Below are 20,231 nucleotides of genomic sequence, written 5' to 3'. Positions count from 1 at the left end.
GCTTCTCCAGACTCAAGCAGTTCCGCAGGGTCGCTACGCGCTTCGAAAAAACCGCCGAAAACTACCTCGCAGTCGTCACTATCGCAGCAATCGTCCTATGGATCAGATAACTGTCCACTCTTCCTAGGCTTCGATTGGCGAGAGGGTCAACATGACAGCAGATAAGTTCACGACAAACATGCGTTTATTGCACTCCTGGCGCAAATGCGTGAGGAACTGAGAATGGATCCCGGCGGTTGGCAAAATATCAAACTGGGTGATTTTTTAGAGGCAATGTCGGCGTGGGCAACCGACTGGCAGATGCCTGCTGACACCAACCAACACGACGGCAATCTCACGCGAGCTGGTTCCGCTTGCCGCAAGCCGCAGCATTTGTCGCAAATGTCTCATGGTTAGCCTTCTCTTTGCCGGCATCAAAATCCCCTCGTTCATCGCAAGGTATTTGATGCCAAAGTTGCTGACCCAGGGAGTGATCTTCAGTGCCGAAAGCCGGCCGGTCTTTGATCGGAACGGTGGCCGGTCTTTGATCGGATTGGCGGCCGGCTTCACGTCGGAATCCGCAGCGCGGTAGATCATTACAGGCTCCTGATTGTATTTCAGGAGCAAATAGAGGCCAGACAATGCGTATGCAAGGTTGAAATAAGGCGAACGTTCGACACTTGAAAACTATGGCCGACCGGGCTATTTTACTGGAGTGAGAGACAGACAGCGCTAACTGCCTGCCTCCCAATTTACTGCTTAGCTTACGAGATTAACCCGGACGGTCACTGACCAGCTCGTCCGGGTTTTTCGTATCTGCAGCGTGATCCTGATGGGTATGAACCACATCATTCTCACCTCCTAAGTTCGAGGGCGAGGCACTCGCCAATGCCGATGTTGCCCATCATCATCGGCGCGCCTGCTGGTCTCCGCGCATACTGCTTTCGCTCTCGAATCTCTGTTTCATATCAGTCCTCCTCGGATTCGTCTCCATCGAAGAAGCCTTCGTCCTCCTCGGCGAGACCTTACGGATGGATGATGGCGACGAGCGTGTCGAAGCCCCGGGAGTGGGCTTCGTCAACGACCTCCCAGGTGTCATTGTCGGGGTCGGCAATTCTCTTACTCAAGGAGTGCAAATTCCGAGGTAATCCGCCCCCTGATTCCGAAATGATGCCGCCCCCTTTGGAAGGCATCCGGCGTGGGTGTGCTGCCGGTGTGAAGTTTCTTCCTTCGACTGTGACGAGGAAGGAACGGGATGCCTGCGGAGAGACTGGAGATGCGGCGTGTCCGCGAGATATTGAGATATCGCTTCGAGCAAGGACTTGGGCACAAGTCGATTGCGGTGCGGGTTGGGGCTGCGCCCTCGACGGTGGACGTTGGTGCAGGGATCGGGATTTGAGCGGATGCCGGTCTCTGATGGTGTTATCTACGCGGTCGCTTGATTGCGCCGGACGGATTTCGGGCGTGCACAGCCAAGCAGGCGGTTGAGGACGACGCAGCCAAGGGCGACCTCCGTCTGCTGAGCGAGGAAGGACCGAGCCCGCAAGCGCCGCCCGATGATGGACTTGTATCGCCCGATCGCGGTCTCGACCAACGCGCGTTTGCCGTAGCCGGTGGAAGCCTGCCATTTCATCCGCCCGTCTCTGCTGATTGCTGCGATGTGCCGATCCCTTTGGAAGGAAGGCTCCTCGCCGGTCCATTCGATCGCGTTGGCGCGCGGCGGAATGACGACTGCGGCTTCTGGGCTGTGATTGATGACAGCGTCATAAATAGGCGCTCCGTCATAGGCGCCGTCGGCGATGAACTGTCCGATCGGACGATCGATCTGGTCGAGCAATGGCCCCAACTGCGAGGCGTCGCCAATGTCCTGATCAGTCATTGTGTGGGCGATGATCTCGCCATTACCTGCATCCAGAGCCAGGTGCAGCTTGCGCCAACTGCGACGGGATCCGGTGCCATGCTTCTCCTCCGGCCACTGACCTGCGCCGTAGACCTGAAGGCCGGTGCTATCGACAAGTATATGCACAGCTTCGTCCGAAACTTGACGGGTATGTCGCTCAATCCGAGCCGGCCATGTCCGCGCTCTTCGGCTCATCGTGGTATGATCGGGAACGGCGAGTTTCAGCCCCATCAATGACAGCACCGATTCCACCAAGCCTTCTGTCTGGCGTAGCCGCAGTCCGAATACCAGGCCAACCGTCAAGGCCGTCTCGATCGCCAAGTCGGAATAGCGGGGCTGGCCACCTCTGGTCTTTCGTCTTGGCGCCTGCCACGACGAAAGGGCTTCCGGCGTAAGCCATAAGGTCAAACTACCACGTCGACGAAGTCCAACCTCATACTCCTGCCAGTTCGTCACCTTGAACTTCATCTTACCGATGCGATGACGGCGGGATGCATTATGTTTGAAAGGCATGACTGCGACAAACCGATTATTAAGCTTCTCGTGCGCCTACGCCAATCCGATTAACGATCCGCGCACCAACGCTGGTCGCGGTCGTACGTGGCTCTAAGGGAGTCCAGTTCCTTCTCAATAGCGTTTTAGACGTCGACCTGTTTCGCGTCATTGACTACGGGGTTTCTCTCGCTGCGAGAACGTGGGAAAATCAATCCAAGTTCCGTTGACGCGCGGCTCCTTCGACACCATCTGCTGCGACATGCCCAAGACGAAGACGAAAAAGAAGGAAAGCGACGATCCCGAACTGATCAGGGAGTGGCCGCTTCCCGTGGTTGCGACCCTCGGATCCGGTGTCAGAGTGAAGGGAATCCTGCAGGAAATCCGCTCCCGGCTACCATCTCCGGTCCGGAAGTCGCTGGATATGCAGGCAGGCGGGCTCATCCTCGTCATGCCAGAGACTTCGAAGACGGCATTCAGAGCAGCGGCATTGGCCGTTTCCAGTGCGCTCGACGACATCGCAGACCTTCCGATCATTCCTCGTGAGATCGAGGATATTCTGACGATCACCGCATCAGAGCGGAAGCGCTGGCTTGAAGACGGTCGCCTGCCCAGCGCCGGAACGCGAACGGTTCGGCTGCAAGGGCGCGCAAGGGGAATTACCTTTCACGTATTCGACCCCCGAGTTGTTGAGGATCTGCTCGATCGCGGCGCCGTGGACGAATGGAGGGAGGAAGACGCTGCGGCGAAAGCGGAAAATCGCAGGAGGGCCGCGTATCAGGCGAAGCTGACGCGTTCGCTGAAGAAAAAGGAAAAAGCCGAACAAACTGAACGTGCGGAGGAAGCCGCGACCACGTTAAGTGGATGGGACGAGTTCGGGCGCGACGGCCTCCTTCGGTAGGATTGACGTCTCTCTCCGGATTGCCGCGGCACGCCACCGATCAGCGCAGTCTTGCCAACAAAGTCATATTGGGATCCGATACGGCAGCTAGAGACGCATCACTTACGTCCGATAGCTTGGGGTTCTCTTGGTCGACGATGGCCCGGTGGGATCCGCTGCGATCTGCGTTCGCGCGGCTGCGGCACTGGCTTTGGCCTGTAGTGGCCGTGGCTTCCCAATTCCGCATAAATCGATCAAATCAGTGATCCGCCGAATTCAGTAGCTACCTCCTTCGCAAGCTCGATAAAGACCCGCGCCGCCGCGCTTCTGTATGCATCTTTACGCTGCATCAGAACGGCGGTGCGCTGCAAGCGCACCGGATCGAGGGTAATTGCTTTCAGATCCTGATGTGCGAACGCGATTGTTGCAGGCAGGAGTGTCGACAGCCGCGTCCTACGGACAATTTCGATCACCGCGCTGATGGAGTTGGCCTCTATCTGTACTTTCGGGCGAATATCGTGCTGCCGACAGAATCGGTCAATCTGATCGCGAGTGGCGAACTCAGCGCTCAGCAGCACCAATGACTCGGCGCTCAGGGTCTCAAGCCCGATCGACGTTTCACTCGCCAGGGCATGATCCGTACTGACGACCAGAGCGAGGGTCTCCACCAGTAGATGATCGAGATCGAGGTCGGGTGTCAGGGTGGCGGAGAACGCGATCCCGACATCGATCTCATCGAACAGGAGCAGGTCCTCCATATGCTCCTGGGAAATCTCCCGCACGTTGAGGGAGATATTCGGGTAGCGACTGTGGAACGCCTCGACGAGAGGGCCGACCAGATATGTCGTGAACGTTGGCGTCACTGCAACGCGCAACGCCCCACGGCTGAGATCGCTCACGTCGTGGATAGCGCGCTTGGCTTCCCGAAACTCCTGCGAAGCGCGGCGCACATATTGCAGATAGACCTCTCCGGAATCCGTCAACCGCGTTGTGCGCCCTGAACGGTCGAACAACTGCACGCCGAGGCTTTCCTCCATCAACCTGACTTGCTGCGAAAGCGCCGGCTGGGAGACGTGCAGGGCGTCTGCGGCCCGTGTGAAGCTCTGATGCTCCGCCACTGCGAGAAAATAACGAACCTGTCGGGCGAGCATGGTCGAACCTATAAGATTATCTAATCCACCTCATAATAAACGAGACTTTTACATTATGCCACGCCTTCCGTAGCCTCATCTCAACAGATCGAGAAACGGAGATTGCAGCGATGAGAGACATTATTGACGGCTTTTTGAAGTTCCAGAGGGAGGCCTTTCCTGAACGGGTTAAGCTGTTCAAGGATCTGGCAAATCAGCAGAGCCCGCGGGCCCTGTTCATTTCCTGCTCGGATAGCCGCCTGGTGCCTGAGCTGGTTACCCAGCGCGAGCCGGGCGACCTCTTCGTCATTCGAAACGCTGGCAACATCGTTCCCTCCTACGGCCCAGAACCGGGCGGCGTTTCTGCTTCGGTGGAGTACGCTGTCGCGGCATTGCAGGTCTCGGACATCGTGATTTGTGGCCACTCCGACTGCGGCGCGATGACCGCCATCGCGACGTGCAAGTGCCTGGATCACATGCCCGCCGTCGGCAGCTGGTTGCGTTACGCAGACTCTGCCCGTGTCGTGAACGAAGCCCGCCAGCACAAGGATGAGTCCGCCAAGGTCGCAGCCATGGTGCGCGAGAACGTGATCGCCCAGCTCGCTAATATCCAGACCCACCCCTCGGTGCGGCTGGCCCTCGAAGAGGGGCGCATCACCCTGCATGGCTGGATTTACGACATCGCCAGCGGCCTTATCGAAGCTTTCGATGGCAGCAGGGGCGCCTTCGTCTCCCTCGCGGAAAATCCCGAAGTCCGCGCCATCAGATATCAAGCTAGGCGCGTTGCCTGAACCCCAATCCCAACCACGGAGAAAATACCAATGTTGCAGTCCCAAGCCACACAAACCGCTCGCCAGGACCTGACGGACGTCATCCTCGCATCGAAACTCAAGAAGGACCTGAGCTACGCCCAGATCACTGAGGGCACCGGTCTGTCGGAGGCCTTCGTCACCGCCGCCCTCCTCGGCCAGCATCCGCTTCCGGCGGACGCCGCCAAGGCCGTGGGCAAGACACTCGATCTCGACGACGACGCCGTTGCCCTGCTTCAGACGGTTCCGGTCCGCGGCAGCATTGGAAACGGTGTACCGACCGATCCGACCATCTACCGCTTTTACGAGATCGTGCAGGTCTATGGGACGACGCTGAAAGCTCTGGTCCACGAAAAATTCGGCGATGGCATCATCAGCGCCATCAACTTCAAGTTGTACATCAAGAAGGTTGAAGATCCGGAAGGCGGCTCGCGCGCCGTGATCACGCTGGATGGCAAGTACCTTCCGACCAAGCCGTTTTGACCACGCTGTTCGTATGCAACGTCGCACTTTCATTACCGCGATCCCCGCTGTGGCCCTTGCGGGCTCCGCGCTTGCCGCAACCGTTCAAATCACGAAAGGAAACATCATGACACGTCCCCCACTCCCCCCGTTCACCCGAGAAACTGCCATCGAAAAGGTTCGCCTGGCCGAAGATGGCTGGAACACGCGCGATGCGGCGAAGGTCGCTCTGGCCTATACACTCGATACACGCTGGCGTAACCGGGTCGAATTCGCGACCAATCGAGAAGAGGCCCGGGCTTTCCTGACGCGCAAGTGGAACAAAGAACACGAATACCGGCTCATCAAAGAGCTGTGGGCCTTTACGGACAACCGCATCGCGGTGCGTTATGCCTATGAATACCGTGACGACGGTGGGCAATGGTTCCGCGCTTACGGGAACGAGAACTGGCTCTTCGCCGAGGATGGACTGATGTCACATCGGCACGCCAGCATCAACGAGATGCCAATCGCTGAAGCGGATCGCAAATACCACTGGCCCCTTGGCCGCCGTCCGGATGACCATCCGTCGCTGAGTGACCTGGGCCTCTGAGCGACGCACCACTTCTCGTCGATCGCGCCAGTGCTCCGCTCGCACTGGCGCGGTTTGCTATCATGATGGGACCTTGACGTTCCCCAAGGCGCACGCCCCAAACAGGTTCGCGATCCGTTACTGTGCGGCAAACCAGCCTCGCAACGACGCTCGTAGTTGATATTTCTCAGGCAGCAGTCTCGGCATGCGTCGACGGCTGCGCGGCGGCAACAATGTGTCGGCGGCCGTGACTGGCCGGTCCGGGGCGGCAGCTTCTAAGACTGTGAACCACTTGTTCGACGACAGCAATGCAGGCGCAGAGCAGTCATCCCGCCTCGGCTGCAAAGCGACTTTGTAAAGATCACGACCCAAACTCAACAAAATCGGATCCGTATGATGTGAAGGGATTCGAACCAAAAACACCCCAGGAAAACTGGCAAATTATTGATTAGAATGGAGTTTGCCTTTGAGTTTCTTTTGCTCCATGCGGGCCAATACATAGAGTTTGACACGGCACGGCATATAGCCGCCGTCGCCCATGACCTTGCAGAAGGTATGGCGGTCTCCGAGTTTACATTGTTCCAGTGGGGGGATCTTCGGAAGGAATGTGCTGTATAGCTTCATCATATCAGCTCTTTAGGTCTCCAGGGCACACATCATTTTGCATGAAATTTGGAAAAAATTGCATTCACCCCCATATTTTGCTACGGTGGGTGCAGGAGCTATCCCATGACGAAGTTACAGGAACTGAAAAAGCATCTCCGGTCCGGCAAGGTCTACCGTCGGGAGGACTTAGCTCAGTGGTCGTCGTCTGTCGATCGGCACCTGCAGCAGCTGCTGGCTGAGGGGTACCTGACCAAACTATCGACCGGCGTCTATCATCGGCCGAAGCAGACCGCGTTCGGCAAGGCGCCGGCGGAAGATGCTGCTCTCGTCGAAGCCTTTCTGAAAGACGACCGTTATCTCGTCACCTCGCCTAACGCCTATAACAGCCTGGGTGTCGGAGCGACGCAACTTTATAACAAGACCGTCGTCTACAACCATAAGCGCCATGGCAACTTCACCCTGGGCGGTCGGGAATTCGAGTTTCGTAAGAAGCCGGCCTTCCCCAAAACTCTGACTAAAGAGTTCCTGCTGGTCGACCTGGTCAACAATCTCGACCATCTGGCCGAAGACCGTGAACAGGTACTGGCCCGCGTGAAAGAACGTGCCCTACAAGGCGATCGTCGCGCCCTCACCCGTGCCGCCAAGGAATACGGCATAGTGCGCACTCGCAAATTCTTCAACGGCCTCGTAGCGGACGCCCATGCCAGCTGATTTCCTGCATAACCACAAGGATTTTGCGGCACTGCTGCGCATCGTCGCGTCGCGCAGTCAGCGTAGCGAAGCAGCACCAGAAGAACCCGCGCCGATTTGGGCTTGAAAACAGACTTCAATCCACGCTGAACTGCCGCGGGCTTGGCATCCAGCTGGTGCTCAACGTCAACCTTGTCGAAAGTCGGACGGACATTCCCGACGAGATTGAATATAGCAGCTCGAACATGCTCGGTTGGCTTTGCGACGTCCCCTGGCAGGCCAAAAGGTGCTGCTTTCCATCAACGCTGATTTTGGCAAGAAGATGCCTTTTGCCCACTATTCGCGGGGAACGTTCCGACGAGCCGTGAAGGCACTTGCGATGGCATCGACAACGACGCGTACACGCCGCGTTGCGGCAAGGTCGCTATGCAATGCAAGCCACACGTCATAGGGGCGCTGGCGCTGCTTCTCGGGCCATACTCGTATCAGACCGTCGTCCCTTTCAGCCACATATTCCGGCAACTCTCCGATTGCCATGCCCGAGCGGATGACAGTCTGAAGCATCAGGCTGGAATCGAGTTCGGCGACGATCTTGCCTTTTTGACGTTGCTCGCCTGCCAACGTCTCGTCCTGCCGCTCGGTCACGCCCGGTCTGTAGACGGCGATGTCATGGCCTGCGAAGCCGTTACCGGGTGTCGGCAGGCCACAGCGCTCGATATAGGAGCGGCTGGCGAACAGCCCGACAGGCCAGGTAGCCAGACGGCGCTGGATGAGATCTGGCTGTTCCGGGCGTCGCGTTCGGATTGCCACGTCCGCTTCGCGTCGGCCGAGATCGAGAAGCCGCGTCGTTGTGCCAAGCACCACGCGCACATCGGGGTAGCTTCGCCGGAGGCTGTCGATGGCTGGTATGACGAAATCCAAGGCAAGGGAATCTGTAGTGGTGACGCGAACTTCACCTTGAATCTCCGCGTCCCTCCCTTCGGACCTCCGCATGAAGGACACTGCCATGCGCTCCATGTTCTCAGCGACGGCGAGCACATCACGGCCACCGTCCGTCAGGATCAGACCGGTTCGCATTCGTAGGAACAGCTGACTGCCAAGCGACTGTTCGAGCGCGCCGATGCGACGGCCGACCGTCGTTTGATCAATCCCCAGTTCCAGTGCTGCGCCGCGCAGAGTTCCCGATCGGCTGACAGCCAGGAAAAGGCGCACATCATCCCAGTTCAATTATGCCTCCATGCTGCGATTTCGCATCATGGTACCGCACTCAGCTGCATTTATACACCCCAGGCGCGCTGATAGGTTCCGAACACAGACTGTCTACGCGCCGATGCGCTCAACCCCGGAACCCTCTTATGCACCCATCCCTCATCTTCGTCGTCGCAATACTTAGCGCCTTCGGCCTCATCGCCTCCGATGTCTATCTTCCTGCTATGCCCAGCATGGCTGTTGATCTCGCGGTCAGCGACCGGCTGATGCCGGCCACCATTTCGATCTACCTGCTCGCGCTTGCGACAGCCCAATTGGGTTACGGCCCCTTGTCCGACCACTATGGGCGCAAGCCCGTGCTCATCGCCGGAATCCTGATATACGTCGCTGCTTCGATCGGCTGCTCCACGGCATCCGGCGTGAACGCGTTGCTTTTCTGGCGGCTGTTGCAAGGTGTGGGCGCGGCGTCCGGTCTTGTCATCGGACGCGCAGTCATTGCCGATCTGTGCGACAAGACCGCATCCGCCCATGTTTACGCCATCGTCTATCCTATAGTCTCTTTATCTCCAGCGCTGGCTCCCGCCATCGGCGGCCATCTCGCCGAAGCATGGGGCTGGAGGGCAGATTTCGTGTTCGTCGGGCTTTTCGGCCTGCTGGCACCCGCCCTCGTGCTGGTGTTTTTGCCGGAGACTGCCCCCAAGGAAAAGCGCCACGACAAGCAGGCAATGTTGTCCGGGTTTGGCGCCGTTCTGGCAGACCGGAGTTTTCGGAAATATGTGGTGATCGTCTGCTCGATCTACTGCGCGTGGTTTGTCTATCTCACCCAATCGCCGTTCCTCTTTCAGCATGAAGGCTGGAGCGAGGCTGAGAGCGGCTGGCTCTATTTGCCTCTGTCCGCCTGCATCATTGCCGCCAATGTGGTCAGTAAGAAGCTGCTTGGTCGTGTACCCTACGACGTCATAACGGGCACGGGGATCGCCTTCTTCGTATGCGGTGGCTTAAGTTTCGTCAGTATCGCGTTTTTGCAAACGACCGGCATCTGGACGATCATTCTGCCGATGTGCCTAGTGAGCCTCGCCAACGGTTCGTCCTTATCGCTGGCTGTATCCGGCGCTGTTGCAGGCGAACATCGACGGTCAGCGACAGCGTCCGGTTTGGTCGGGTTCTTTCAGATCGGCAGCGCCGGGTTGGTCGCCCTCGCCATCAGCGCCGTCTTCGGCGCAGGCTATGACGTCCTCGGATGGTCGGTGCTGGTTCTTGGAACCATTACAGCTTTGGCGATGATGTCCAGTTCAAAGAGTGAGACAATGGCATCAGCCAACTCCACCGGAGAGCCGCCCCAAAAGCTTTAACATGCACTTCCTCCGCTTCCGGGCGCGCCGCAGTGACCGCATGGTACACCAGCGCGATATGGGAACCGGCAAGACGATAGTATCGGTGCCGCCCCTCGGTTTCCACGGCCATGCGGGAAGCAGCGGCATTTATTTTACGCAACTGACATAGATTCCCCGAAACCAGGAGAATCCTGAATGCCTCATGACGTCCTCGTCACCGGTGCTCAAGACGCTGACATCACGATCGTCCTTGCCCACGGGGCCGGCAGTGCAATGGACACGGCAAGTGTGGAAAACATGTCTTCCACATTTGCTGACAGGGGCCAGCCGGTTGTCCGACTCGAGTTCGATTACATGGCAGGACGACGTTCCACCGGAAAACGGTCGCCGCCCCTACCCGCCGAACCCTTAGCAGGAATATGAAACTGTGATAGATCGGCTCGGTTCGCAAGGGACCCTCGTCATCGCGGGAAAATCCATGAGCGGTCGCGTGGCCAGGATGATTGCGGACGAGCTTCGCCATATGGGCAAGATTTCCGGACTGCTTTGCCTCGGCTATCCGTTCCACCCGCGCGGTCCGTGGTGCCGTCTACGACACTCAAGAAACTGTCCGCGTCTCCGAAGCAAAGCCAGAAAACAGCTCCTGAAACAATTGAATCTAATATAAGGAAGATAAGAAAGGACCCTTTGTCAGTTTCTTGACGGTGATCAGTCGCAGCCAGCGCAAAATGGTCCCGACATCGGGTTTCCGACTTCAGGCATAATCCTCCTCAAAACTTCTTGGCTGCTGCGACCTTGGCGCCGACCGATTTCTGTCCGTCGCCCTCGATGTTGAAGAGCAGGCTTGTATTGAGCATCCAGAAGTTGGTGGTCTGCAGCTGCAACCCGGCGGTAACGGCACCGAAGGCGCCGGCGCCGTCGAGGCCGGAGAAGCCGCCGGTAAGGCCGAGCTTCGGTGTCAGCTTGGTGTCGTTCTCCAGCACGAAGGACCGAGCGATCTCGGCGCCCAAGCTGACCCGGAACTGGTCCTCGTTGAAGCCGTCAATGGTGATGGCGTCGCCGGAGTTATTCTTGACGGTATAATCGTCGACCTTTTCCGAGAAGTAGATCGCCCGCAGTTTCGGCGAGATCGTCGTGTCCTCGTCGAGGTTCCACTGACCCTCGATGGAGGTATCAGCCATCCAGCGTGTCGTCGTGAAATTGCCGTCCCAGAACTGGGTATCGATCGTGTTGCTGGACCCGCCGTAGCGCAGGCTGCCGTTCCAGAACACGCCCTTGCCGACCTCCAGTGAAGCATAGGGACCAGCGAGCCAACCGTTGCCGGTCAGCTCGGCGTCTTCATCGGTCGGATCCGTCATGCGGTCATAATGGAGGGACAGGCCGATCAGCGCACGCTCGGAGATCAGATAGTCCGCCCCCATGTTGATCATGGCAAAGCTGCCCCACTTGCTGGTACTGTCATTCTTGTTCTTGTCGTCATGGGCGAGAAAAGCGCCGCCGACCCAGACGTTGAAGGGCGCGGAAGCAGCATCCGCATCGCCGCCGGCCGCCCGCATCTGCGACAGGCTGGTGGAGAAGCCGAGCGTCATACCCTCCTGCGACGGCATCATGCGCGCGGTGATCGGATCGGTCGCCGTCTCCATCTGCCTACGCTGGAGAAGCCCCGGCACCTCGATCGTGTTGGCGATCATGTTCTGCCTGGACCGCACGAAGTCATGCACGAGATTGTCGATATCTTCGGCCACCTTGCCGGCGTCGTAGCTGACATTATAGGTGACCGTGGCTGTATTGGAGGTTCCGAGCGCGCTGACAAGCTTGTAGCCGACGCGGATCTGGCCGGAATAGGCCGGATTCAGCGTATAATGCAGATACCAGCCGACCGGGGACGTGGCTGGGCCCGCCTGCGCCAGCTGCCCCTGGATGATCGCCGCCGTGCCGGCATTGGCGGGCTCCACAAATGCCAGCACCCCCGAGGTGAACGGACCACCCGTGGCCCCACGGTTCAGATAGACATCCGGCGGTGTTGAGCCCTCGGGGACGTCGATGGTCTGGTCGGCAACGGTCACGGCCTGAGCGCCGACCTTCAGCGTATAGGCTGCGGTACCCGTTGATCCATTACTGTCCCTGGCCTGGATAGAGAAGCCGTAGTCGCCTTGCGCGCCGGCTGCGAGCGGGCCGGTGAGCTGGCCGGTGGAGATGTTGAGCACCAGGCCGTTCGGCAGTGCGCCGGAGGCCAGGCTGTAGATCGTGGGTCCGACCCCGCCGGTTGCGGTGATCTGCTGGCTGTAGGCCTCGCCGGCCATGGCCTGTGGTAGCGCGCCGCCTGAGGGCGAGAAGGTAAAGGTCGCAGCCGGTGGCGCAATGACGATCGTATAGGCCGCCGAGCTTGTGGCATTGTTGGCATCAGCGGCGCTGATGGAGAAGCTGTAGCTTCCTGCCGTAGTCGGCGTCCCGGTGATGACGCCCGTGGCATGGTTGAGCGACAGGCCCGCGGGCAGCGTGCCGCTGACGCTGTAGCCATATGCGCTGGTGCCGCCTGATACCGTTACTGCCTGCCTGTAGGCGATATTGACGACACCGGCCGGCAATGCGCCACTTGGCGGCGACAAGGTGAGCGTCGGCGCGGAGATCGTCACGTTGACGGTCGCTGGCGCGGAGGTGCCCGTGGCATTGGTGGCGGTATAGGTGAAGCTGTCAGATCCGCTGTAGTCTGATGTCGGCGTATAGATGATCGCGGTGCCTGAGGCCGTGGCCGTGCCATGGGCCGGTCCAGTTGCCACGGCAACCGAAGCTGCGGCGCCGCCGGACAGGGAAAGCGTGACCGGATTGGCCGAGGAGTTGGCCGCAACGCTTGCCGAGACATCGCCTGCAATCGGCACCTGAAGTGATGCAACTGGCGTTATCGAATTTGAAGCTGCTGAGGGCGAGCCCGTTCCGATGCTGTTGGCCGCGGCCACAGTGAAGGTGTAAGAGGTGCCATTGGCGAGGCCGGCCACCACGATCGGCGAAGCACTGCCAGTCCCCGAAAAACCGCCAGGGCTTGAAGTTACCGTATAGCTGGTAATGGCCGCGCCGCCGTTAGATGAAGGCGCTGAGAAGGCAACGAGGGCCTGACCGTTTCCGGCGGTCGCCGACCCGATCGTCGGCGCCTCTGGCACGGTAGCCGGTATCACGGAACTCGATGCCGCGGAGGCGCTGCCGGTACCGACCGAATTCGTTGCCGTCACCGTGAAGGTATACGACATCCCGTTCGTGAGGCCCATCACGGTGATCGGCGAGCTGCTGCCGTTGGCAGTGAACCCACCAGGACTGGAAGTCACGGTATAGCCGGTGATCTCGGCGCCGCCGTTCGAGGCTGGCGGCGTGAAAGCGACCGCCGCCTGGCCGTTGCCAGCGGTCGCCATGCCAATCGTTGGCGCCCCCGGCACCCCGGCGCCGGCCATCCAAGGCGATCCTGTTGCCGCCATGTTTGTATTGCCAGCGGCATCGATGACGGCACCACCCGCAATGTCCACACGCAGCGTGCCCGTGCCGGAAATGTCCTGCGCTACGACCGTGTAGGTGGTGTTGTCGGCCGTCGAAAGGTTGGACAGCGTCGCGGTGACGGTTCCGGTCCTGGTCAGGACAATGTCGGCGATCGAGAAACCGGTCACGGCTTTGGAAAACACGATCTGGAATGCCACTTGCGTGGCGTCCGAAGGCGGTGTGCCGATGACAGCGGTCACAGCGGTCGGTGCGAGCGTGTCGACCAGAACACCGGCAGTCGAGGCGACATTGTTGAGGGTGGTGTCGGCCGCGGCCCCTCCGGCGTTCTGGATGGTGCCGCCGTTCAGATTGACGGCCCCAAGCGACACTCCGTCCAAGTCCACGTCTCCGGGCTGGACCACGTATGCGAACAGAAGCGAGTTCGTTCCGCCGCCGGCGAGGTAGTTGGCCTGACGCAATGTGCTGCCGACCGCCAAGGTGATATTGGGTGCGCCGCTCAGTATGACGTTTTCGCTGAACTGCACGCCAAAGATCAGGCTGTCTCCGCCGCGATAATATCCATTGGCGGGGGCAGAGACGGAGGTGACGAACGGGGCGGACTGCGCAGAAGAGGTCGCCGCGCTCATCAGCACGATAGCCGAAAGAAGAATCACGCAGAGCGGACCGAACAGGGACTGCTGCAAAAACATTCGGGACGTAGGAGCGTGCGTATGTCGACTGCCGCTACTCCCCGGCCTCTCGAACCAGTGCAGAAAAGTGAGGGCACGACAACCGAGCAGGGGGAACGGCATGAAAAACTCGCATTGGTTTAAATTTTCACGATGATTCTCCGTTCTATACACTCAAAGCGTGCCGGACGACTTGATAAAGCTTGCGGTGAAGCTAAGTTGATTGACTTATCCATCTGCGGTCTTTGCCATCATTCAATGAATGACGATTTTGAAAATTCCAATCCGGTTCTGGCTTACGATCCGCCCCCCGCCGGTTACGGTGCGTCCGTGTTGCGGAAGGCCCCGCCGCCGCGGATGCTGGACCATCACCGGATTGTACGCGCCGTGCGCATGATTGAGCGCACTCCCGCCGCATCGACGACGCTGAAGGATGTTTCGGCTCATCTCGGGCTCAGTCCCTTTCATTTCCAGCGGCAGTTTCAGGAGGTGATGGGGGAATCGCCGAGCGCCTACATGCGCCGCACACGGCTTGACCGGGCGGCGATGAACCTGCAGATGAGCGCCCAGCCGATCACGCACATCGCCTTCAATGCCGGTTATGCCAGCCATGAGGCGTTCATCCGCGCTTTCCAGAGACAGTTCGGGGCAACGCCCTCGGATTACCGTGTCGCGGCTCAGAGGGTGCTACCGGCGCGGCCGCGGCTAAGAAAGGCGGATCTGGCGCGCGTGAAAGTCGGCAGGCGGCCGAAAATGAGGCTTCTAGCCATGCGCTTCTATGGGTCCTATGCCTTGGTCGAGGAGAACTGGCGGATATTCGGCGAGTACCTGAAGCGGGTCGGCTTCCCGATGGGCGAGGCACGGCCGGTAGGCATCATTCTCGATACGCCGCTGATCACGCCGGGAGAACTGGTGCGGTACGACTGTGCGGTCGTGGATCAGGGCTTTCCTGTCGGTGATACCGCGCTGTCGCCGCTGCAGTTCCGGGCCGGCCGCTATGTTTCGACGAACCACGCGGGCCCCTACGCGGAAATATTCCGAGCCTACGAATTCGTCAGTGTCGACTGGATCGCAACATCAGGCGAGATATTCCTGCCCGATGGCAATGGTGGATATGAATTCTACAACTTGCCGCCGTGGGACCATACTGGTCGGATGCAGAACCTCGACATTGTCCTTCCCCTGGCAGGCTGAAACCTTCGCGATGGCGCAGCCAACGGCGCTCGCGCAGGCGGCGCGGGATGCGGCACAGGCAGCACATCAGGTAGGCATTGAGAGTCCCATGTTGCAGCGGCTCATTGATGCGAGCTTGGATACGTTCCTCCTGGCCGGAAGTAACGACGATCAGCATCTGGAAGGTGAGCGCCGCCTTGGCGGGCGTGGTCGCATTGCGCAGCGCCACAGCGGGACGATTGGTCTTGGCAAGCTGCAACGTCCCGACCTGATAGTCGATCAGCAGCTGAGCCGTGGCATCGGGCATAAAATCGGGAGCTGGCCAAGCTTTATTCGTCAATGCGGTTGTTCGTGAATTTCTTTCAGCCATCATTCAAGCTGAAAGAAAAGCACCGTGACGGAGCCAAGGTGATCAAGCGCTATCATCGTCCCGCCACACCCTTTCAGCGGCTGCTTGACGACCCACGCACGCCGGAGGATACATGCCTTCGGCTCAAGGCGATGTACCTGACGCTCGATCCGGTCCGGCTGCTCCGCGACATACGCCTGGCCCAAGAGAGATTGGTCGAAATTGCTGACAAGCCTGATGGTTCACCTGCCACCGACGGCGAGGCATTACCGCTCGAAGACTTTCTGTCTGGCTTACGGATTGCTTGGCGTGATGGTGAAGTGAAACCGACTGTCCGCTCCAAGCCTGCGGCCAAGCGAGAGCGGCGGAGGCCCGATCCTCTACTCGCCGTCACTGCCGAACTCGAGGAATGGTTCGAGGCGGAGCCTTGGCGAACTTCGCGAGAGTTGCTTGAACGCTTGCAGGTCAAATACCCCGGCGTGTATCCCGACGGCCTCATTCGGACCGTGCAGCGCCGAATGAAGATCTGGCGCAGTACACAGGCCAATGCGCTGGTGTCCGGGCCATTCGCCGATGCCGCGCGGCAGACGGAAATCGTAGAGGTCGTGCAGTGAGATCATAACCGAACAATGCAGGATCGGCGTCCGCGCTCTTGCCGTCAGGTTGGTCTTCGACAACCCGACCCTACCGGAAAACACTGATGACCGCCCGCGAAGCCGCCCACTCGCTGCAGCGCTATTGAGGGCGCGCTCGCGAGCGGCTTCGCTACCTCCGTCACCTGCACCAGGTGCGGGGATATGATCGGAACAACCCGTGAGGCATTCGAGAACATCCGAGTGAGGCAACGGCATTATTCTCTGGAAACACTCTTGGGTGAGGCAATACGAATCTCACTTAGATTGCCGCTACGCACTCATGGATGTTATCCTCTATCCGTAGACCGCAATCAGACGGCTAATTTATCCAGATACCGGACGACACCGCGCCGGGCCTTGAACCTCGCCCTTCCAATGAGACCACCAGCCGCGTGCTCTTGAAAGGATCGAACCGAGGGCACGTAGACCATTGCCGGACAACCGTGCCTTCCATGCGGCTGCGGCCGATTTGCCGGGCACTAGGTTACTCCGGCAACCGCGCGTCGCATAGGCGCCGCCAAGGATTAATGCGAGCTCCGGCGAGCAATTTACGCCAGCAATCTGACGGCCGCAGCGAAACGAAGGCTGAAGCTCAAGTACGCGCGCTGCCGCCGCCCTTGCTTCCAACCGGCTAAACTGCCTCGCTCAGAGGAGGACGGCTGGACCATGGCCGACCTTCTCTAAGCGAAGCGACGGCAACTGAAACCAAAAAAACATTGAGCTCCTGTCGAGAACGGATCGCCTCATACGTCTATTTCAAGTGAGGGCGCGGTAAATCATCATACGCGCCCGCCAACTTCCGACAGCAAGCAAGACGGCCGACTGCCGGTCGCATCGCGAGACGGTCGGAATAGATCCAAGGAGCGAGCACATGGACATGAGCGAATTGAGACCCGCGAAGGAACTGGCGGAGAAACGCACGAGCAAGTTCACGAACGAATCGCCGGAATACGCCGAGGCGAGGACGGCCCTACTGGCGGAGGAAATCGAAGTCCGGCGACATCTCACGAGGCTTGCGGAGCAACGGCGCCGTCTGCCTCCAGGCCCGGTTGTCCAAAAGAACTATCGCTTCAGGGACGAGAACGGCGACGAGGTCGGTCTCGCGGACATGTTCGGTCATTACGATACGCTAATGACGTACTTCTGGATGTTCGGCCCGCAGCGCGAACGGCCCTGCCCCATGTGCACGAACTTCCTTGGCGGAGCGAACGGCAACGGCGCGGACATCAAGCAGCGTGTTGCCTTCAAGATCATCGGTCGCAGCCCGGTGGCACGGCAACGTGCCTTCGCCATCGAGCGCGGCTGGCGCGACCTGGACTTCGTCCAGACCGTCGGCGACGACTACGCCCGGGACCTAGGCCTGCTGAATGAAAGCGGATCTGAAAACCCCGGATTCACCGTCTACCAGAAGGATGGGAAAGATGTCCGCGTCTTTTACAATGGCGAGATGCCGATCGAAGCGGCGGACCCGGGCCAGGATCCAAGGGGGGCGGTCGACATCGCGCCGCTCTGGAACATTCTTGACATGACGCCTGCTGGGCGCGGTGCGGACTGGTATCCGAAGCTCAATTACTGAGCACGATCGGTGTAGTCGTCGGTTTCATACCATGAGCCAGAAGTCACGTGGAGCGACAGCGGCACCACCTCCTCCTTTCAATCTCGGCGTGGTGCGTGCCGGTCCAGCAGGCGAGGCTTCGTGAGACTGGGCATGGAGATCCGGCCGTTGGTGTGCCGATCGAAGAGATGGAGTCTGAAGCCATCCGTGATGGTGGACAGATGGAACCATCTCGAAAAACATTGTCTCGTGTTGACTAGAATCTGAGACCCCGCCGCTCCGCCGTGGCTTTGCAGTTGAATGAAATCGAACTGCCGGAAAGAATCGTGTCTTGTTTTGTTGACATTGAGTTCAGCATCGAAGTCCGTTGAAAGGCAGTCTAACCATTTCTAGTCGCACATTTTCGGTCAATTTCGCCAGGGGCGTCGTCTCCGGCATCGTTATGGCGTAGGCACCCCGGCGCGTTTTTCCGAGGTGCTGATCGGCTTCTCTGCGCTCAGCGGACTGATTGGATTTATGATCATGCACGCAGATTGGTGCCGTACGGGTCTGGAGCGATATAGATGTCACAGGCTTCGCCTACTCGATGTCTGCTCCGGAGGCAGACGTCTCGTCGTCGTCCAGATGAAATTGACCTCCCTTCAATGCAGCGTAGTGGTATGCAAAAAAGTCATCGAGCGTCGCCAGAAGCTTTTCAAACTCGCTTAGAACTCGATTGAAGTCGGCAACTTCCATACCGCCGATCTCGGGCATCATCAAGGAAACGCTGGCAATGAGCCTGTCCATCCAGCAAAGTATCTTTGAACTCCATCACGCGCGCGGGAGCATGTCCACGCCGGGGAACTCGGCCAAGCCGCACACGTAGAATGCGCGCAGGCAGCTTGCACGATGCTTCTGCAACCTGATTGCTCGTGTCTCGACCGGCCGGCTGCCGTCCAACAATCCCATTCGCAACCTGCTCGGATTGGTCTTTTCGGGCTCGATGATGCTTGCTATATTGGACGGTGAAGAATTGGAGTAAACATGGCAAAAGTCGTCGTCAAAAAGCTTAGTGGCCCAAAGTCCGGAGTGCGTGGCAACGCGGTGACGGAGAAGCGAGTTCGCGATTCGAGCAGCGGGCAGTTCGTCACTGTGCGCACGATTGACGCGAAAAGCCAAACATTTGGACAAGATATCACCTACGTCTTCAGCAAGAATGTGGCCAAGGCTCGCCGTGATAACAAAGCTGTGACAGGCGTCGTCGACCGTGCTCCTGCAAAAGCTTGAGCGGCCTGTCTTTCTGATCGTTGCAGGACCCAACGGATCCGGTAAGAGTAGCGTCTATGCAAATGCAGATCTTGAGTTGGAAGGGCGGTCCGTATGGATTGTCAATCCTGATCTTCTAGCAGCCAGGATCAGTGAAGTAGAAAAGAAACCACTCTCCGAAGCCAATTTGATTGCAGTTCAACGCATCGAGGCCTGGATCCATTCATCCATAGCCGTCCATAAAACAATCGGCGTCGAGACCGTGTTATCTACAGATAAATATCGACGTCTTGTGGAGGCCGCTGAGGCCTTGGGATTTGCTGTATGGCTTTTCTACACCGTTTTGGACAGTCCGGAACGATCGATCGAGCGCATCAAGCTACGCGTCGCGAAGGGTGGACATGACGTTCCCGCCGATAAGGTACGTGCTCGCTACGCAAGATCTCTCGATCAACTCCCTTGGTTTCTTGAACGTGCTGACAGAGCCTGGATTTGGGACAACAGCGGTGCAAAGCCCAAACTGATCGGTGAAAAGCAGGATGGTGTAATTGGTCTTGATGAGAATGCTCTCGCCGTCGTGGCGTCCGCTGTGAAATCTATCGCGACAGAGTGACGGAAGCTATTCCGGCGCTTTAATTTTCGTCACCCTTCAAGCGCCCCACCTTTAGGCGGAGCTCTTGAGCCGATTCGAACTTTCGGAGTTCTTCGCTCCGGTGGCCGACGACCTCGCTGCTATGAAGCCGCTGAAAAGCGGCCGGAAGCCGTTGCGTGGCTGGCATTACTCCTGCGCGGCCACAAGTATGGCTAACACGAGCTTGGTTTAGCTGCTTCAGGTCACCTTCAGCTATTCGTGATACGGCTGACCCGTGCGAGACTGGCCCCCCCAATCGAAGTTTCGCATGAGGTTCGCAAAGGCCTCTCAGCTCTGCCTCATGCCAACGAGGCAGAGCCTCCCACCTCCGTGTGTGCCAATAGACGATCACACAGTTCGAGCGAAACTCTCTCTTCCAGCCTTTACGCTCAATATCGGTGGGTATGGCCTGCCCGGCTGCGCTAAT

General features: G+C 58.8%; 18 protein-coding genes and 3 pseudogenes. 16 read left to right on the top strand and 5 right to left on the bottom strand.

All coding sequences use genetic code 11. The features are described 5' to 3' along the window. Both HGP16_RS33110 and HGP16_RS33105 read left to right on the top strand, forming a co-directional pair. Positions 1 to 110 (top strand): annotated as a pseudogene (locus tag HGP16_RS33110) (IS5/IS1182 family transposase); the annotation flags it as partial. 112 nt (positions 111 to 222) lie between these two features. Next, entirely contained in the window at positions 223 to 396 is a 174-nt protein-coding gene (locus HGP16_RS33105; protein WP_168844164.1) for a hypothetical protein, read from the top strand. 1,009 nt (positions 397 to 1,405) lie between these two features. Here HGP16_RS33105 and HGP16_RS33090 read toward each other — a convergent pair. Further along, entirely contained in the window at positions 1,406 to 2,392 is a 987-nt protein-coding gene (locus HGP16_RS33090) for an IS5 family transposase (protein WP_168844163.1), read from the bottom strand. A 241-nt stretch (positions 2,393 to 2,633) separates the two neighbouring features. Between HGP16_RS33090 and HGP16_RS33085 the strand changes: the two genes are divergently transcribed. After that, the gene (locus tag HGP16_RS33085; protein ID WP_168844166.1) at positions 2,634 to 3,272 is read left to right on the top strand and encodes a hypothetical protein; all 639 of its coding nucleotides are present in this window, start codon (positions 2,634 to 2,636) and stop codon (positions 3,270 to 3,272) included. Between the two features lie 233 nt (positions 3,273 to 3,505). On the opposite strand, the gene cynR is transcribed toward HGP16_RS33085, so the two are convergent. Continuing rightward, complete coding sequence (cynR, locus tag HGP16_RS33080; RefSeq protein ID WP_168844162.1) at positions 3,506 to 4,402, bottom strand: transcriptional regulator CynR; 897 nt, start codon at positions 4,400 to 4,402, stop codon at positions 3,506 to 3,508. Positions 4,403 to 4,512: 110 nt separating this feature from the next. On the opposite strand from cynR, the gene HGP16_RS33075 reads away from it, so the two are divergent. The 4 genes from HGP16_RS33075 to HGP16_RS33060 all read left to right on the top strand — a co-directional run bounded on the left by HGP16_RS33075 (position 4,513) and on the right by HGP16_RS33060 (position 7,540). Further along, positions 4,513 to 5,172 carry a carbonic anhydrase gene (locus HGP16_RS33075; protein ID WP_168844161.1) on the top strand — a complete coding sequence of 220 codons (660 nt, stop codon included), beginning with the start codon at positions 4,513 to 4,515 and terminating at the stop codon, positions 5,170 to 5,172. Positions 5,173 to 5,202: 30 nt separating this feature from the next. Next, positions 5,203 to 5,673, top strand: coding sequence for a cyanase (gene cynS / locus HGP16_RS33070; RefSeq protein WP_168844160.1), 471 nt, complete (start codon positions 5,203 to 5,205; stop codon positions 5,671 to 5,673). Between the two features lie 106 nt (positions 5,674 to 5,779). Further along, positions 5,780 to 6,244 carry a DUF1348 family protein gene (locus tag HGP16_RS33065; protein WP_168844159.1) on the top strand — a complete coding sequence of 155 codons (465 nt, stop codon included), beginning with the start codon at positions 5,780 to 5,782 and terminating at the stop codon, positions 6,242 to 6,244. A 708-nt stretch (positions 6,245 to 6,952) separates the two neighbouring features. Continuing rightward, complete coding sequence (locus HGP16_RS33060; RefSeq protein WP_168844158.1) at positions 6,953 to 7,540, top strand: DUF6088 family protein; 588 nt, start codon at positions 6,953 to 6,955, stop codon at positions 7,538 to 7,540. A gap of 315 nt (positions 7,541 to 7,855) precedes the next feature. Here the strand turns inward: HGP16_RS33060 and HGP16_RS33055 are convergent, their stop codons facing one another. After that, positions 7,856 to 8,746, bottom strand: coding sequence for a LysR family transcriptional regulator (locus tag HGP16_RS33055; RefSeq protein WP_168844157.1), 891 nt, complete (start codon positions 8,744 to 8,746; stop codon positions 7,856 to 7,858). A gap of 128 nt (positions 8,747 to 8,874) precedes the next feature. Between HGP16_RS33055 and HGP16_RS33050 the strand changes: the two genes are divergently transcribed. From HGP16_RS33050 to HGP16_RS34885, 3 genes are all read left to right on the top strand, one after another. Next, positions 8,875 to 10,080 carry a multidrug effflux MFS transporter gene (locus HGP16_RS33050; protein WP_168844156.1) on the top strand — a complete coding sequence of 402 codons (1,206 nt, stop codon included), beginning with the start codon at positions 8,875 to 8,877 and terminating at the stop codon, positions 10,078 to 10,080. A 177-nt stretch (positions 10,081 to 10,257) separates the two neighbouring features. Next, a complete protein-coding gene (locus tag HGP16_RS34890) occupies positions 10,258 to 10,485 on the top strand; it encodes an alpha/beta family hydrolase (protein WP_409526883.1) in 228 nt (75 codons plus the stop codon). A gap of 4 nt (positions 10,486 to 10,489) precedes the next feature. Continuing rightward, the gene (locus HGP16_RS34885; RefSeq protein WP_409526882.1) at positions 10,490 to 10,729 is read left to right on the top strand and encodes an alpha/beta family hydrolase; all 240 of its coding nucleotides are present in this window, start codon (positions 10,490 to 10,492) and stop codon (positions 10,727 to 10,729) included. Positions 10,730 to 10,832: 103 nt separating this feature from the next. Here the strand turns inward: HGP16_RS34885 and HGP16_RS33045 are convergent, their stop codons facing one another. Then, on the bottom strand, positions 10,833 to 14,231 hold the full coding sequence (locus HGP16_RS33045) for a putative Ig domain-containing protein (protein ID WP_205927600.1): 3,399 nt from the start codon (positions 14,229 to 14,231) through the stop codon (positions 10,833 to 10,835). Positions 14,232 to 14,474: 243 nt separating this feature from the next. Between HGP16_RS33045 and HGP16_RS33040 the strand changes: the two genes are divergently transcribed. The 4 genes and pseudogenes from HGP16_RS33040 (at position 14,475) to HGP16_RS33025 (ending at position 17,949) form a co-directional block, all read left to right on the top strand. Then, positions 14,475 to 15,410, top strand: coding sequence for a GyrI-like domain-containing protein (locus HGP16_RS33040; RefSeq protein ID WP_168844154.1), 936 nt, complete (start codon positions 14,475 to 14,477; stop codon positions 15,408 to 15,410). After that, entirely contained in the window at positions 15,388 to 15,744 is a 357-nt protein-coding gene (locus HGP16_RS33035; RefSeq protein ID WP_168844136.1) for a hypothetical protein, read from the top strand. The genes HGP16_RS33040 and HGP16_RS33035 overlap by 23 nt, the downstream gene beginning before the upstream one ends. Next, a pseudogene (locus HGP16_RS33030) lies at positions 15,708 to 16,352 on the top strand (transposase); the annotation flags it as partial. The gene HGP16_RS33035 and the pseudogene HGP16_RS33030, both read left to right, overlap by 37 nt. 892 nt (positions 16,353 to 17,244) lie before the next feature. Further along, entirely contained in the window at positions 17,245 to 17,949 is a 705-nt protein-coding gene (locus HGP16_RS33025) for a DUF899 family protein (protein WP_168844153.1), read from the top strand. A gap of 558 nt (positions 17,950 to 18,507) precedes the next feature. Here HGP16_RS33025 and HGP16_RS33020 read toward each other — a convergent pair. After that, positions 18,508 to 18,717 (bottom strand): annotated as a pseudogene (locus tag HGP16_RS33020) (hypothetical protein); the annotation flags it as partial. A gap of 234 nt (positions 18,718 to 18,951) precedes the next feature. Here HGP16_RS33020 and HGP16_RS33015 point away from each other — a divergent pair. After that, a complete protein-coding gene (locus HGP16_RS33015; protein WP_168844151.1) occupies positions 18,952 to 19,194 on the top strand; it encodes a hypothetical protein in 243 nt (80 codons plus the stop codon). After that, the gene (locus tag HGP16_RS33010) at positions 19,175 to 19,786 is read left to right on the top strand and encodes a zeta toxin family protein (RefSeq protein WP_168844150.1); all 612 of its coding nucleotides are present in this window, start codon (positions 19,175 to 19,177) and stop codon (positions 19,784 to 19,786) included. Before HGP16_RS33015 ends, HGP16_RS33010 begins: the two co-directional genes overlap by 20 nt. The last annotated feature ends 445 nt before the right edge of the window (positions 19,787 to 20,231 follow it).

It is taken from the genome of Rhizobium sp. P40RR-XXII (assembly GCF_012641405.1).
In the GTDB taxonomy this organism is placed as follows: Bacteria; Pseudomonadota; Alphaproteobacteria; order Rhizobiales; family Rhizobiaceae; genus Rhizobium.
This window is presented reverse-complemented; position numbering and strand designations above follow the sequence as displayed.